21 protein-coding genes and 1 tRNA gene are annotated in these 13,319 nt (G+C 56.4%); 2 read left to right on the top strand and 20 right to left on the bottom strand.

Annotated elements, in window-relative coordinates; all coding sequences use genetic code 11:
- Window positions 1-287: 287 nt before the first annotated feature.
- The 20 genes from QFX31_RS03715 to QFX31_RS03620 form a co-directional block, all read right to left on the bottom strand.
- Window positions 288-575 (bottom strand): chorismate mutase, encoded by a 288-nt coding sequence (locus tag QFX31_RS03715; protein ID WP_348530780.1) that lies wholly within the window; start codon window positions 573-575, stop codon window positions 288-290.
- A complete protein-coding gene (locus tag QFX31_RS03710; RefSeq protein ID WP_348530847.1) occupies window positions 572-1,438 on the bottom strand; it encodes a shikimate kinase in 867 nt (288 codons plus the stop codon). The genes QFX31_RS03715 and QFX31_RS03710 overlap by 4 nt, the downstream gene beginning before the upstream one ends.
- Window positions 1,439-1,497: 59 nt before the next feature.
- The gene (locus QFX31_RS03705; protein ID WP_348530779.1) at window positions 1,498-2,022 is read right to left on the bottom strand and encodes a hypothetical protein; all 525 of its coding nucleotides are present in this window, start codon (window positions 2,020-2,022) and stop codon (window positions 1,498-1,500) included.
- A gap of 251 nt (window positions 2,023-2,273) precedes the next feature.
- A complete protein-coding gene (locus tag QFX31_RS03700) occupies window positions 2,274-2,459 on the bottom strand; it encodes a CooT family nickel-binding protein (protein ID WP_348530778.1) in 186 nt (61 codons plus the stop codon).
- Between the two features lie 19 nt (window positions 2,460-2,478).
- A tRNA-Arg gene (locus tag QFX31_RS03695) sits at window positions 2,479-2,553 on the bottom strand.
- An 8-nt stretch (window positions 2,554-2,561) separates the two neighbouring features.
- Window positions 2,562-2,924, bottom strand: a complete 363-nt coding sequence (locus tag QFX31_RS03690) for a prefoldin subunit beta (RefSeq protein ID WP_296608742.1) — start codon at window positions 2,922-2,924, stop codon at window positions 2,562-2,564.
- Entirely contained in the window at window positions 2,921-3,148 is a 228-nt protein-coding gene (locus QFX31_RS03685; RefSeq protein WP_348530777.1) for a KEOPS complex subunit Pcc1, read from the bottom strand. Before QFX31_RS03685 ends, QFX31_RS03690 begins: the two co-directional genes overlap by 4 nt.
- Before the next feature lie 4 nt (window positions 3,149-3,152).
- Window positions 3,153-3,290 (bottom strand): DNA-directed RNA polymerase subunit P, encoded by a 138-nt coding sequence (locus QFX31_RS03680; RefSeq protein WP_011696526.1) that lies wholly within the window; start codon window positions 3,288-3,290, stop codon window positions 3,153-3,155.
- On the bottom strand, window positions 3,291-3,575 hold the full coding sequence (locus QFX31_RS03675; protein ID WP_348530776.1) for a 50S ribosomal protein L37ae: 285 nt from the start codon (window positions 3,573-3,575) through the stop codon (window positions 3,291-3,293).
- Between the two features lie 6 nt (window positions 3,576-3,581).
- Window positions 3,582-4,355 (bottom strand): exosome complex protein Rrp42, encoded by a 774-nt coding sequence (gene rrp42, locus QFX31_RS03670; protein ID WP_297757521.1) that lies wholly within the window; start codon window positions 4,353-4,355, stop codon window positions 3,582-3,584.
- Window positions 4,352-5,089 (bottom strand): exosome complex exonuclease Rrp41, encoded by a 738-nt coding sequence (gene rrp41 / locus QFX31_RS03665; protein WP_297757524.1) that lies wholly within the window; start codon window positions 5,087-5,089, stop codon window positions 4,352-4,354. The genes rrp42 and rrp41 overlap by 4 nt, the downstream gene beginning before the upstream one ends.
- Window positions 5,090-5,093: 4 nt before the next feature.
- A complete protein-coding gene (rrp4, locus tag QFX31_RS03660) occupies window positions 5,094-5,759 on the bottom strand; it encodes an exosome complex RNA-binding protein Rrp4 (RefSeq protein ID WP_348530775.1) in 666 nt (221 codons plus the stop codon).
- 10 nt (window positions 5,760-5,769) lie between these two features.
- The gene (locus QFX31_RS03655; protein WP_348530774.1) at window positions 5,770-6,468 is read right to left on the bottom strand and encodes a ribosome assembly factor SBDS; all 699 of its coding nucleotides are present in this window, start codon (window positions 6,466-6,468) and stop codon (window positions 5,770-5,772) included.
- A gap of 1 nt (window position 6,469) precedes the next feature.
- A complete protein-coding gene (gene psmA / locus QFX31_RS03650; RefSeq protein ID WP_348530773.1) occupies window positions 6,470-7,210 on the bottom strand; it encodes an archaeal proteasome endopeptidase complex subunit alpha in 741 nt (246 codons plus the stop codon).
- A complete protein-coding gene (locus QFX31_RS03645; RefSeq protein ID WP_348530772.1) occupies window positions 7,182-7,706 on the bottom strand; it encodes an Rpp14/Pop5 family protein in 525 nt (174 codons plus the stop codon). Before QFX31_RS03645 ends, psmA begins: the two co-directional genes overlap by 29 nt.
- Entirely contained in the window at window positions 7,703-8,410 is a 708-nt protein-coding gene (locus QFX31_RS03640) for an RNase P subunit p30 family protein (RefSeq protein ID WP_348530771.1), read from the bottom strand. Before QFX31_RS03640 ends, QFX31_RS03645 begins: the two co-directional genes overlap by 4 nt.
- Window positions 8,411-8,416: 6 nt before the next feature.
- Window positions 8,417-8,833, bottom strand: coding sequence for an RNA-binding domain-containing protein (locus tag QFX31_RS03635; protein ID WP_348530770.1), 417 nt, complete (start codon window positions 8,831-8,833; stop codon window positions 8,417-8,419).
- Window positions 8,830-9,417, bottom strand: a complete 588-nt coding sequence (locus QFX31_RS03630; protein WP_348530846.1) for a 50S ribosomal protein L15e — start codon at window positions 9,415-9,417, stop codon at window positions 8,830-8,832. Before QFX31_RS03630 ends, QFX31_RS03635 begins: the two co-directional genes overlap by 4 nt.
- Window positions 9,418-9,513: 96 nt before the next feature.
- Window positions 9,514-10,194, bottom strand: a complete 681-nt coding sequence (locus QFX31_RS03625; RefSeq protein WP_348530769.1) for a hypothetical protein — start codon at window positions 10,192-10,194, stop codon at window positions 9,514-9,516.
- Window positions 10,191-11,705 carry a methanogenesis marker 14 protein gene (locus tag QFX31_RS03620; protein ID WP_348530768.1) on the bottom strand — a complete coding sequence of 505 codons (1,515 nt, stop codon included), beginning with the start codon at window positions 11,703-11,705 and terminating at the stop codon, window positions 10,191-10,193. Before QFX31_RS03620 ends, QFX31_RS03625 begins: the two co-directional genes overlap by 4 nt.
- 240 nt (window positions 11,706-11,945) lie before the next feature.
- Between QFX31_RS03620 and QFX31_RS03615 the strand changes: the two genes are divergently transcribed.
- Both QFX31_RS03615 and QFX31_RS03610 read left to right on the top strand, forming a co-directional pair.
- Entirely contained in the window at window positions 11,946-12,842 is an 897-nt protein-coding gene (locus tag QFX31_RS03615; RefSeq protein WP_348530845.1) for a radical SAM protein, read from the top strand.
- A 42-nt stretch (window positions 12,843-12,884) separates the two neighbouring features.
- Window positions 12,885-13,310, top strand: coding sequence for an archease (locus QFX31_RS03610; protein WP_348530767.1), 426 nt, complete (start codon window positions 12,885-12,887; stop codon window positions 13,308-13,310).
- Window positions 13,311-13,319 lie beyond the last annotated feature (9 nt).

The raw sequence follows: 13,319 nt of genomic DNA, 5'->3' as shown, positions 1-13,319 counted from the left end.
AAGGCGCCCGTAGATGTTGGCGGGCCTGCTGTCGAGGCCATAAAGAGGATCAAGGAAGAGCTGGTCAGGAGGTTTGAGAGCGCCCCCTGAAGGGGGATCTCCTGCACTCCGCTCTAAATATCCACTCACATCCATCAGCCACACAGAGCTGTAGGCAGTGTTTCCGCTGCCCTGTGCGTCCCAGCAGGTTCAATGAGCCTTTATCAAAGCCATCCCTCTGCGCGGGTTGCATGGGTTCATGAATAGGGATCACCGATTGCGTATCCGCTTTTGCGGCGACTTTCGTATCAGGGCAGGTTGTCCTCGCCACGGAGGCCGTGCTGCCTCTGCAGGCTCATATCGATGAGTATTCTGAATATGCTCTTTATGCTCCCCGGATCGAGACCGAGCTCCGTGGCCATATCCACAGCTCTGCTGAGGACCAGAGCCTCCTGGTCCGGATCGGATATCGAGAGGCCGAGCGCGGCCTTGTCCCTGTATATCTCCTCCGCAAGAGCCATGCGCTTCTGTATCAGCCTCAGGATCTCCTCGTCGATCTTCTGAACCTCCATACGATGCTCAACCAAACCCATCATATCCCCTCCTGAAAGAGATCTGCCTGCCCCATCCTGGCGCTTCTGTTCTCGACCGCCGCCCTTATGATCCTTCCGCCGAGCGATGACCATGCCTCAGCAACATCATCCCGTGAGCGATCATCGACCAGTGCAGCGTACGCGGGCCCGGTGCCGGAGAGCGTCGCTCCCGCAGCGCCCGCCCTGAGCGCGAGGACTATCGGTTCCGGAGATCTGCGAAGCGCTGTGCAGTACATGAGCCCGTTCAGGGTCATGGCTCCCGCGTAATCCCCATTCATTGCCATCTCAAACACAACATCAGCAACTCCAGAGAAGAGCCTGCACCGCTCCACATCGACATCCCGGGAGAAGAACCGCTCATCTGGAATGAGTAGGATCACCTCTGAGTGGAGAAGATCTCTTTTCAAGAGCTCTCTCTTCATGTTATCCGTCACCACAACACCGCCGAGCATTGAGGCGCACGCGTCATCGAACGCGCCGGTCACCGTGACGCCTGCATCGAGAGCTGCCCCGACCCCGATGCGCACCGCATCGATCAGATCGATCTCCTCGCCGAGCGCATCCACAGCTGCGAGCACCGCGGCATTCGCAGCAGCGCTGCTCGACTTCAGGCCGCTAGCAACCGGTATCTCGCTCCTGGTCCTCACAACGCCCCCGCAATCGAGGCCGAAGTGGCGCAGCACGCGCTCCACGCACCTGACAATGAGCGTTGTGTCAACGCCTGATGCATCGCCCATCACTTTTTCAGAATCGTCGAGCACCACCTCTGCGGATGTTCTGAGCGATATTCCAAACGCAGAGCCCTTCCAGTTCGCGATGGCGTTCAGCACAGTTGCTGCGCCGTATGCAGTGGCATATCCTCTCATGGTGACATCCTCTCTGCCGGTGAGGTCCGGTCTCACATCGGAGGCTTTCAGAAATGACCTCAAGCCAGACCGGTCTCTATCATCTTTTTCAGCTTCTCAAGATCCTTCACGAACTCTGTCTTCTCCTCACGGGTGTACTTTGCCATGAGCTTCTCAAGGTAATCGAGCTCGCTGTACGTCGATAAAAAAGCAGGCTCGTAGCTTCCCAGCATGTACAGCGGAATTACATCGACGCCCCCTCTGGATGTGATCTCCTGCAGATCCTTCACGACGATGACGAAGCAGTATCTCCTGTACCCCAGACCCCTCGCAATGTTCTTTGCCAGGCTGTCCATCTGCTGTATTCTTCTTGCTGAGAGGCCCTTGTATGCTGCCACAGAGTCCTTGTACTCCACGAACATAATCGAGTCCTCTGACCATAGGATGGCATCGTACTCCACTATCGCCACGGAGTTCTTGAGAGCGACGACATTGAAGAGGACGCCCCTGCACCATCCGATGTTCAGATGTACCCTGAAATCGCTCTCCGTCGGGGGAGCCAGCCTCGGCTTGAGGACATAAGGATCGCTCCTGAGCTCGATCATGAAAGGAGTCTGATCCGAGCTTTTATAAAGAAATTACCATCAGGGAACTTCAGGGCACGAGAAGTTACTGTGTTAGACAATATGAGGTATGCTTGTGAAACTGTCACAAAGATCCTGCCGTCTTCAACGGGACAGGGTAATGAAACTCAGAGGTACTGCGTGAGAACCTGCTGTTGCTCATGCAGTTTTGAGGCAGCCTCAGGAGAAAATGAAGAGCATCAGCACATTCAAACGGCACCGCATATACGCTGTCAGGCCTCTATCAGGACCTCCTGAGAGAGTATGTTGATCTCCTTGAGCTTCCCATCGACCTCCTTAGATCCTCCAAGTATGCCCTCGAAGAGAATCCTGCCATCCATGACGACTATCCTGACCACGCTTTCCATTACAAGCTCCCTTTTGCCACCGGCAACCATGTAGACCGACAGCTCACACATAGCATCACCGTGGATATGACGGACCCGGCGGGACTCGAACCCGCGACCCCCGGGTTAGAAGCCCGGTGCTATATCCTGGCTAAGCCACGGGTCCATTCGGTTTCAGCCGCCCCTCGGCGGCATCTGGCCAAGCGACTGCCTCAGCTGGTCCTGAAGCTGGTTGAACCTCGCCTGTATCCTCTCCTCCTGCTTGGCGACCGTCTTCAGGCGGAGATCAAGGAGATCCACCCTCTCCTTCAGCTCGGTCATCAGCGTCGCCTTGTCGGATCTGAGCATGAGCTCTCCGACATTCTTGTAGACCACCACATCATCTGGAGACTTGTCCAGCTCCTTGATCGCAGCCTCTGCCTCCTTCTTGAGGAGCTCTATCTGGCTCTTCTGCGCAACAAGTGCCTGAGCCTGCTGCTGCAGCTGCTGCAGCTGAGCAAGCTGATTCTGCACCTGCGGGGGTAACTCTCCGCTCATATCTCAACCATCTCCACGCATATCCTGACAAGCCGCAGCCAGGTGTTCAGGGCCGCTCTCAGGGAGACCACGTCATCGCCCTCGACAATCAGCACCATTCCATTATCATTGGCGCGGATCTCCACCTTCCCACGATGTAGGTCGTCATCAAGCTCCGGCTCCAGCGCACTGATCACAATCTCAGGATCCGGCAGCTCAAAGACGATCTCTGCACGGCCCCTCATACAATCAGATCGCCTTCATCCGCTTTACTGTGGTGGGCCGCTCCTTCATAAGTATTCTGTGGCCGCAGTAGGGGCATCTCACGCCAGCGTACTCGTAATCAACTTCCACAGTCCTCTTGCACCTGGCACACTTGTAGGCCATCTACTCCGTCTCCATCGACCTCTTGATCATGGATCTCACAACAGACCTCCCAGCGGATGTCGCCGGAAGGTACGCACCGCCTGCGAACTCATAGCCGCACTTCGAGCACTGCCATATCGCCGTGCCGATTCTCCTGACCCTGGTCCTGTTGCACCTCGGGCAGTCGTACCTTGCCCTGCTCTTCTCCTCGATATCGGCTATGAGCTTCCTGACCTTCCTTCCATACCTGGGTCCAAACCTGGCCGCGGACCTGGTCTTTCTTCCCTTCTTGAATTGCTTGACCATAACGCATCATTCCAGAAACTTCTCTCGGATCTCCTTAGCATTCTCACATGCTATATCAACAATGCGGTACACCTGCTCCTCTGAGAGCATTCCCGGCCCGCTCTTCTGCATCCCGCATATCGTGCCGTCTGCCTTTGTTATCACTGTGAGCTTGGCATCGGCTATCGCCTCCTCGTCTATGTCCGGATCGAAGAGCACGACATCCCCGAACTCGACAGCTGTCGTGGCGATAGGTATGTCCCTGACCGGAAGCGGGAAGTCATCGCCGAGACCGAACCGGCTCGCCGGCACGGTGGTGCCGAGAAGAGCTGCGATGGCGCCCAGACTGGACGCATCCATGATGTTCCCGCAGTCGTCCAGTATGTGTATATCTATGAATATCACCCAGACCTTCTCCCCAGGAACGATGCAGAGCGCGTCCAGGTCCACTGCACCAGACTCGCGAACGCCCCTGTCGACGACCCTGGCGAGCTCTATTCCGTACTCATTCGGAGGCCCCGGCTCGAATATCGGAGATGCCAGCGGCACAAGCTCCGCATTCGTCACTATCACACCGCGGTTCGGGGCGTCCGGGAACGGCTCGCCAGGCTGTATCTTGATCCCGACCATGACCTGGGTTTTTCCGAGCTTGACAAGAGCGCTGCCCTCAGCCTTTTTTATTATGTTCCTTTCGATGGTTATCGGCCTGTACTGGGTGAAGGATCTTCCATCCGCACGCTCGCCGCGCAGCAGCAGGTTGTACAGATAGTCCTTTCTTATCTCAGATATCACGCTGCTCATCTTCTGCTCCCCTCATCCTGAAGATCCTCGAACTGGCTGTATCTGTCTATGAGCACCTTTCTCTGGATCCTGTAGATCTCCTGGCACCCCTTCTTCGCGAGCTCTATCGCCTGGCGGAACTCATCCCTGGTCATGATCCCGTCCATCTGAAGGAGCGTGATCTCGCCTGTGGGCGTTATTGCGATCGGCATGTCCGCCTGGCCGAAGTTGTCCTCGTCCTTCATGGGATCCAGGACTATCTGGCCATCAACCTTCCCGGCTGCGCATGACGACACGAGGCTCCTCATCGGAATGCCCGCATCTGCAAGCGCAACTGATGCAGCATTTATCCCAGCCGTCCTGGTTCCGGCATCCGCCTGAAGCACCTCCACGAATATGTCTATGACAGACTTCGGAAAGTACGATGTCAGTATCACAGGCTCCAGGGCCTCGCGGCTGACCTTCGATAGCTCGTAGCTCCTTCTGTCAGGGCCGGGCCTCCTACGCTCCTCCACGGAGAAGGAGGCCATGTTGTATCTGTACCTTATTATGGCCCTGTTGACCTCCTGGAGATGCCTGGGGTGAACCTCCCTCGGTCCGTACACAGCCGCTATGACCTTGTTATCGCCCATCTCTATGTAGCAGGAGCCATCGGCTCTTTTGAGCACGCCAACCTCCATCTTTATGGGCCGGAGCTCATCGAAGCGTCTGCCGTCAAGGCGAATTCCATCCTTTATGAATACCCTTTCATCCATATAATCATCCTCTGGCCCTTCTCGCATCCTTTATGTACTCAACAATCCTGTCTGTGAGGCCGTTCGTGTGGGCCTCCCTCTCGATCAGGAGTATGGTCTTCAAGGCCAGGTCCATATCCTCCTCGTTCCCGCTGACCCATATCCTGCCGTTCTGCCCGACGAATATGTTGCAGTTAAGCTCCTTCTTGAGCATGCTTATCATCGACCCGCCCTTTCCTATGAGCCTGGGAACCCTGGTGTGGCTTATCTCCACGACCCTGCCGGTCTTTATGACACCAAGCCTCCTGTCGTTCAGGGTCAGCTCCACCTTCATCGCGGGATCGACGTCCTTCACCCTGGCCATGACCGAGCTACCTATGCGGAGATACTTCGACATGTCCTCGACATCGATCTTCTTAGGAAACTCGGAAATGTGGAGCAGCCCGTCGTAGGGCGAGTTTATGTCTAGAATCCAGTTCGAGAATGTTATGTCCTTGACGACTCCGATCACGTTATCCCCGATAGCAGGTATATACTTCCCTGCCAGTGGGATCACGCTGATCTTCTCCCTGAAGCTGGCGATGCCGTAGAGAAGAGAGTACACCTTGCCGTTCCTCACATAGGTGCCCTCACCGGCTCTCCTTGTGTCCTCAGAGAGCAGATCCCCGGGTATCACGATTTTGCGGTCCATCACAAGATCCTCAGTGTTTCAGCAGCTTGGTCTCTGCGTCGCCCTTTGTGAGCCTGTTCACGAGAGAGTAGAACTCTGTCTGCATCCCCGCAGGTATCCTGATAACCCCGATCCAGGAGCCGTCGTTCTGCCATGCCTCCCTCACGAGCTTGCCGAAGGTTGATATCTCGCCGTATGACTTCGCGGCATAGCTCGCTGGAACCTTCACCGCGACCTCGACCTCCTCGAACCTTATCGGTATTATGGGGCGTATAGCCTTCATCGTTATTGCGACGAGCTCCTCCAGAGATTTTGTCGGATCGATGTGAACCTTCGCCTCTGCCATCGCCTGCTCGATCCTCGATGGGGGATGTGGCGTCCTGGTCTGCGGGTTTATCGCATTCCTCGCGATCAGCTCTATCACCTGTCTTCTCTTGGACTCTATGATCCTCCGCCGCTGCTCTGCTGTGAGGCTGATCTCGCCCTTCTTTATGATGATCTCCGCTATCGCGAGAGGATCTGTTGTGCCGAACGCCTTGATTAGATCCTCCTCGGCGCTTCTGTCCCCTCTGCTCGCGTTCTCGAAGACATCCTCGACCGCTAGTATGTCCTCTATTCTGACATCCTCCCCGCGGCGCATCGCAAGGGCTCCATCCGGATCCACAAGAACCTCGAAGACCGCGCCGTGGCTCTTCAGCCTCGCGGGAACAGCCTCATCGAGCTTTACCATCCTAGGCCTCTCCTCCGAGCTGGGATTTCAGCATCTCGATGTACTCAGCGACCTCAGACTCCTCTAGCTTGCGGAACGTCTTGTCCTCCAGCATTATAACCCCTATCTCGGTCGTCGAGGCGTCGAGCTTCCCCTCTGACGCCCTGTAGAGGGCCTCGAGCCCTAGGAGTATCGCCTCCTTCATGTTCATATCCTCACGGTACTTCGCCTCGAAGACCTCCATGACCGCTGCTCTGCCAGCCCCTATACCTGTGGCCTTGTACTCAAGTAGCGCACCGCTTGGATCCGTCTCGAAGAGCCTCACCCTGTTATCCTCAGCACCTATTATGAGCAGGGCTGTCCCGAATGGCCTGACCCCGCCGTACTGCGTGTAGGTCTGCTTGAAGTCGCATATCTTCTTCGATAGTGCCTCAACGCCTATCTTCTCATCGTAGATCAGCCTGTTTATCTGGCACTCAACCCTCGCCCTGTCGACCAGTATCCTGGCATCTGCCACAAGCCCGGATGTGGCGGCACCTATGTGAGTGTCTATCTGGAATATCTTCTCTATCGACTCCGGCTCCATGAGCCTGCTTGTTATTCTCTTATCAACAAGAACCGCGACCCCATCCGTGGCCTTAATGCCCACTGCTGTCGTGCCTCGCCTGACCGCCTCCCTCGCGTACTCAACCTGAAAGAGCCGGCCGTCCGGGCTGAACACTGTGATCGCCCGGTCATACCCCATCTGAGGTGCCATCTGCATAATCACATCCTCCTTCCAAGTCAAAATATGTAAGACCCAGATATCTGGTATCCAGCCCCTCTATATGGTCATCCGGAGATACATCGATCTCATGACCGCGGGTGCTCACAATCACTCCAGAAATTCCCTTTAGGTCTACTCTTCTCCGATGCTCCTCGGGCTTTATGCTAGATTGCGGTATATACTTTTCTGTGGCGGTTTTGATCGTCCCGGAGACGCCGCGGACCCTTATCGCAGCCCGGAATCCCGCAATTGTATGAATGGTCGCGAGAGCTGCCCTAAGCTCCTCCACGCATCCATTTCTGCACCTCACTATGCCAAATCGCCCGTCGAAGGATATGAGCCTGGGGCTGGCGCACCCTGAATCCCCGAAGAGGCTCAGGTAGGAGGACTGTATCTCGATCGAGACGTCCCTTGCATCGATATGCCCCTCAGACTCAAGCTCGAATACGATGTAGCGCCGCCTGTCCCTCATCACCGGCAGTCTGCTTCTCAATCAGATCCCCGCTCTTCATGTGGGTGTGTCTCCAGAACCTCCACCCCGGGAGATACCCATCTCCGCTGGTTCATATCAAGAACCCTGCCGGGCAGCCGGAGCGCCTCGAGAGCCTCCTGCCTGCTGATCCCGAGTATCTGGGCCATGGCCATCATATCCCTCGGCGATCTCAGATCCAGATGCGACCTCGGGCTCGCTGTTATCATGATGCTGATATTAAACTTCCTTGCAACCCGCACGTTGTACCTCTGCAGATCCAGCCATCTTAACCGGGATGCACCCCTGAGCCTGATCATCGGCTGGAGATCGATGGCGAGAGCCACCTGGTTCCTCTTCGCAGATCTCGCCTCTGGCACTGTGAGCCTGAATCCAGAATTCACGACGAGATCAACCCTGGGATCGTCAAGGGCCTCTCTTAGTACAGACTCGCTGGTTGCATGAACTGCGAGAAACGGGTAGCGATCCCTGAGGGAGGCGATCCTGCCCTTCAGGCTCTTGGGATCCTTCGACGCGATCTCGACACCACTGGCGACGCTTATGCCTCCTATCCTCTGCGCCGCATCGAGCCCCTGTAGATCCCCAGATCCGTTGATGCTCATCACGATTATGCCGCTGAATCCCAGACGTCGGGCGACGAGAGCCATCCTGCTCGGGGATGATGAACCCTGGGGCATCACATGAACCCTTGGCTCATAGTACACCACAATCCCTCAGAAGATCTCCCTGAGCAGCCTCACAGCCTCCTCATACCTGGATGGATATGTTGCTACATGCACAGACACATCTATAGCGTCGCCGGCGTCGGAGAGTCTGATCATGCCCCTGTACGCTGCCTGTTTGTCCAGACGGAGGTGCAGCTTGCAGTCCTCATCAACCCTCTCAGGGATCTCCCTGCGCAGCCTGGTGATATCTCCGGCGGAGAGCTGCTCCCTGAGCATGCGAATGAACTCCAGCCCCTCCTTCCTCCGGAGCTCTGCCTCCAGAATGGTTATCGGGTTTCCGTAGTAGCCTGTGGCCCTGGATGACCTGATGTACTCGAGGGGGACGAAGATCGAGAGGGCTCTCCTGACCCTCTCCTCATCCTCAGTAACCGACACGAAAGCTCTGAAGTGAACTCTGTGGATCACTTACCCCTACCGTGATGAGCCCTTATGCTGGGGCGGGTCTTCTCCGTCCCGAATCCCTTCCTGCGCAGACCGCGTCCCTTCTTGCCTGCGCTGGTCTTGCCCCTCTCGGCCCTGCCTCTGTGAGAGCCGCCGCAGATCCAGCTGAGATCCTTGTCGCTCTTTATGGCCGGATGATGCGGATCGACCAGTATGACCTCAAACCACTTGTGCCTGCCGTCCTGCCCAACCCAGTACGAGTTCAGGACCTCCATGTTTCTGAAGCGTCTTGATGCCCTCTCCTCCGCGATCCTCTGGAGGCTCTTTCCCGGGTTCTGCCTGTGCATGGCCATGTGCTTAGTCCTTCTGTTCCTGACATACCTGGACTTCCTCAGGGCACCCCTTCTCACCCTCACCCTGGCCAGCACTATACCCTGCTTCGCCTTGTATCCAAGCGCCCTGGCCCTGTCGAGCCTCGTCGGCCGCTCAATTCTCTGAACGCTCATCTCACGCCGCCAGGCTATCATCCTCTGCGCTCTGAGCCGTCCCACATAGCTCTTCGCGGGAGAGTTCCAGGCATCTCTTATGTATCCGTAGAAAGACCTCAATCTGTTCACCTCAGCCTGGTTCAACCTGCAGGTCACATCCCAGGCGTGGTTGGCAAAAGCGCTCCTAGAAGATAAACCTTTTTGAGAAAACCCATTTCAGAGGAGGTCTGAGAGCACGTTCTTCCTCAGCTCCGAGTCCCTCACGAGAAACCTGATTCTGAGCCTTCCGCCCTCTCTGGCCTTGGTAGCAAAGATCTGCTGCTCAGATCCGGCCTCTGCGAGGATCCTCTCGATCTCAGCCCTCAGATCATCCGATACCTCCAGCTCCTCCTCCCGGGCTGTGATCCAGTTGTAGACGCGCACCCTGTTCCTTCTGCCCAGGGGTTTGAGCCAGCCCCAGTCTGTATCCTCGAGAGCATATGCGACAGGCCATGATATCTCCCTGCATCGATCGTCAGGCTCGCAGTAGCTCAGCCCGCTGAGCCCCAGATCAGGGTAGCCCTTAGCCTTGCTCTTTATCGTGCGGCACGAGGGACAGTGCATCCTGGCGAACCACTTCCTGAAAAGGGATTCGCTCAGGCCTGCTCTCTCGGCAAAGATCATCCAGAGCTTCAGGGCATCGCCCTCGCGCCAGCCGGCCTGGCCGAGGAAGGAGGCAAGAACAGCTCCTGCTCTGTTGCCCCCCTCCTCGGATCCTCTGAGGAGCATGTTTTTCATGCACGGAGGGAACCGGTCCTCCGGTATCCTCTCCATGGATATCCACAGGTACCTCTCGCGTGATTCCACCGAAATCACAGATACAGGTACCTCCGAGCCCTCTCTCAGCTTGAGCCTCATCTTCTCAGATGGCCCTCCGCGACATAATCGCTAACAACATTTCTCCTGTCAACCTGCGGTATGCCTGCTGTCGGGAGCTTGCTCTTCTCGTACTCAATCCTCTCCTTGAGTATGCATCTGCCTCCCCTTATGCCGCCCATTGGGTTCTTTGGTGTGCCCATTGAGTTCATGCACCTCGCCATGACAGCGGCGCCGCGTGCGAGCCCGTCGTCGACGAAAACAATATTCTTCTCCGGCTCATCATACAGACCCAGTCTGCCGATCTCCTCCAGAATGAGCTCCGGCTTGTTCCCCGATATCCCGGCCCTCCCTGTGACGCCTATGGCAGTCCTCTTTGTGACAAGCCCCTCCTCGATCGCGACCTCGACGAGCCTCCTGGCGATCTTCGCGCTCACAAGATCGAGTGTGGCAGAGAGCATCTTCAAGCCATCTCTCCTGTATATCTCTCCCCCGATCTCAGATAGCTTGTTCAGCTTCGAGCCGTTCTCGCCGCAGTCGCAGCCTATCAGCACGACTCCAAGCTTCTGAGCTGCCACGGCATCGAGGGGGACGTAGCCGTACCGCTTCACTCCGACGGGCACACGCTCCACTTTTATGAGATGATCTATCTCCTCTGCGTAGAGCCTTGCCTTCTTGTTCACGCCCGAGTTCTTATCTTTAAATAGATCGAGAGCTGTGCCTGTGGTCGGGTCAACAAGACCCGTCCCCCTGACCACAGCATCCGGTATCGCGCCTGCAATGCCGCAGAAGTTGCCTATCGTCCTCGCGTATGGGATCTCCTCGCTGGTTATCCTCCCATCCAGTGTCGTGCCGAAGTCCATTGCTAGGCATGGGTTCCTGAAGTCGACGTCTGTCCACTTTGCGCCCTGCTTTATTCCAGCGGTCGCGAGCTCGCCCTCCATCTCGTTCGCCACGATCTCGACCCCGGTCGCGCCCATCGGCGGCCAGACCGATGCCACGGGACCGTTGAATACGATCTTATCTATGAGCGAGTACCTGCGGAACCTCTCAGGGATGTTGTGTATGGACATCGCAGGGGTCATCAGTCTGGGGGGCACGCCAGCATCGAGACACCCCTGCGCCAGCGCCTGGATGAATATGCCGACCTCCTCGGGTGAGTCGAACTCGGCGACGACCCCTGTGGACCTCACAACGAAGTTGAGATCTCTTTCTATCATAAGGCCGGCTGCCCGATGGCTCTCTAGCAGTGTATCCTTGACGAGCTCCGCGATCGATTCCTTTGTGAGTGGTGTGCCGCATATGGTCCTGCCGAATATCTCCTCGCCAGGCTTCGGCGGCCTGACATCCCTTGTCATGCGGACGGTCTTGTTGACTATCTGCGTCTTGCCTGTGTCCATATCTGTGGCTGTGAGTATCGATTTTGTGGTTGTATTCCCCACCTCCACAGATGCCACAAGGTAGTACGGCTTGCTCCTGAGCTCCAGCAGCTTCACCGGTGGGCTTTCAGCTATCCTCGGTTTTGGCTTGAAGAGACGACGGGAGATATTCATGGTTTCCGCGTATACATGGGAGACATTAAAACCTTTGGAGAATTCATCTGACGCCTTCAGGTGCGATGCGTAAAATCAATCATGGTTCTTTGACCACAAATACGATCTCGTTGACAGATGCAAACTCCGGTCTTCAGGACCGGCACAAGGGGTACCAGCCTGCAAATGCGGATCTGGCTTCCTTACTGACCACCGAAAGCTTGATCGCTGAATATTCCCACACTGAAATAAGTGATATACTTGGCAGCCTACAACCGCATGACTCCAGAGGAGCTTCAGTCCAGGGCAGAGGAGGCGATCCGCAGGCTCGAGCACTGCGATATATGCCCCAGGAGATGTGGAGTAAATCGAGCTGAAGGAGAGCTGGGGTTCTGCAGGACAGGCCGCCTGGCGAAGGTGAGCAGTGCGGGCCCACACTACGGCGAGGAGCCGCCGCTCGTCGGATACCACGGCTCGGGAACCATCTTCTTCGCCGGCTGCAACCTCGCATGCGTCTTCTGTCAGAACTACGAGATAAGCCAGCTCGATATGGGGGTCGAGGTCACCGCAGAACGTCTCGCCGGCATAATGATGCATCTCCAGCTCACAGGCTGTCACAACGTCAATCTCGTCACTCCAACACATGTTGTTCCGCAGATACTTGAGGCTCTGGTCATCGCACGCGAGATGGGTCTGAGCATACCGCTGGTGTACAACAGCGGCGGGTATGATTCCGTGGAGACGCTCCGCCTTCTCGACGGCATCGTGGACATATACATGCCTGACGCAAAATACGGCTCTGACGAGATGGCAATCAGATACTCCAATGCTCCCGGATACGTGGGGGTCATGAAGGCCGCGATAAGGGAGATGCACCGTCAGGTGGGAGATCTTGTCATCGAGAACGGGATCGCAGTAAGAGGATTGCTTGTGCGCCATCTGGTCCTTCCGAACAACCTTGCGGGCACAGCGGAGGTTGTGAGGTTCATATCAGAGCTTTCGAGGAACACGTACATCAACATCATGGACCAGTACAGGCCTGAGTACAAAGCAGATCAGTATGACGAGCTCTCTAGGCGCATAACGCTGAGCGAGTACAGGGAGGCGCTGCGGCTTGCGAGGTCTGCCGGCCTCTCGAGGGGCCTGGAGGATATTTAAGGGCAGATTCCACAAGAGGGTCTGCGTTTCTGGAGGCAGAAAATGCAATACGAGTTTCTGGAGCACACAGCGGATGTCAAGTTCAGGGCCTATGGATCCAGCCCGGAGGAGATGCTGAGAAACGCAGCCCTGGCGATGTTCAGCGTCATGATGGATACCGAGACCGTCAGGCCTGAGAGGGTATGGGAGGTCGAGCTCGAGGCCGAGGATCTGGAGAGCCTCGCCTACAAATGGCTCTCCGAGCTTCTCTTTCTGTTCAGTGCGGAGCTCGCGGTCTTCAGCGATTTTGATATATCACTGAGCCATGATGGAGCGTGGAGGATGAATGCCAGGGTTCTTGGGGAGAATATAGACAGGAAGAGGCACTCATTCGAGACCGAGATCAAGGCAGTCACGCTCCATCAGTTCGAGGTGCAGCCTGGGAATTCCGAGAGGCCCTGGATGATGCAGGTTGTGCTTGATGTTTGAGGGGTGATC

Origin of the sequence: Methanothrix sp. (assembly GCF_030055635.1) — an archaeon.
Taxonomy (GTDB): Archaea; Halobacteriota; Methanosarcinia; order Methanotrichales; family Methanotrichaceae; genus Methanothrix_B.
The sequence above is the reverse complement of the archived record's forward strand: the minus strand, read 5'-3'. Positions and strand labels throughout refer to the sequence as shown.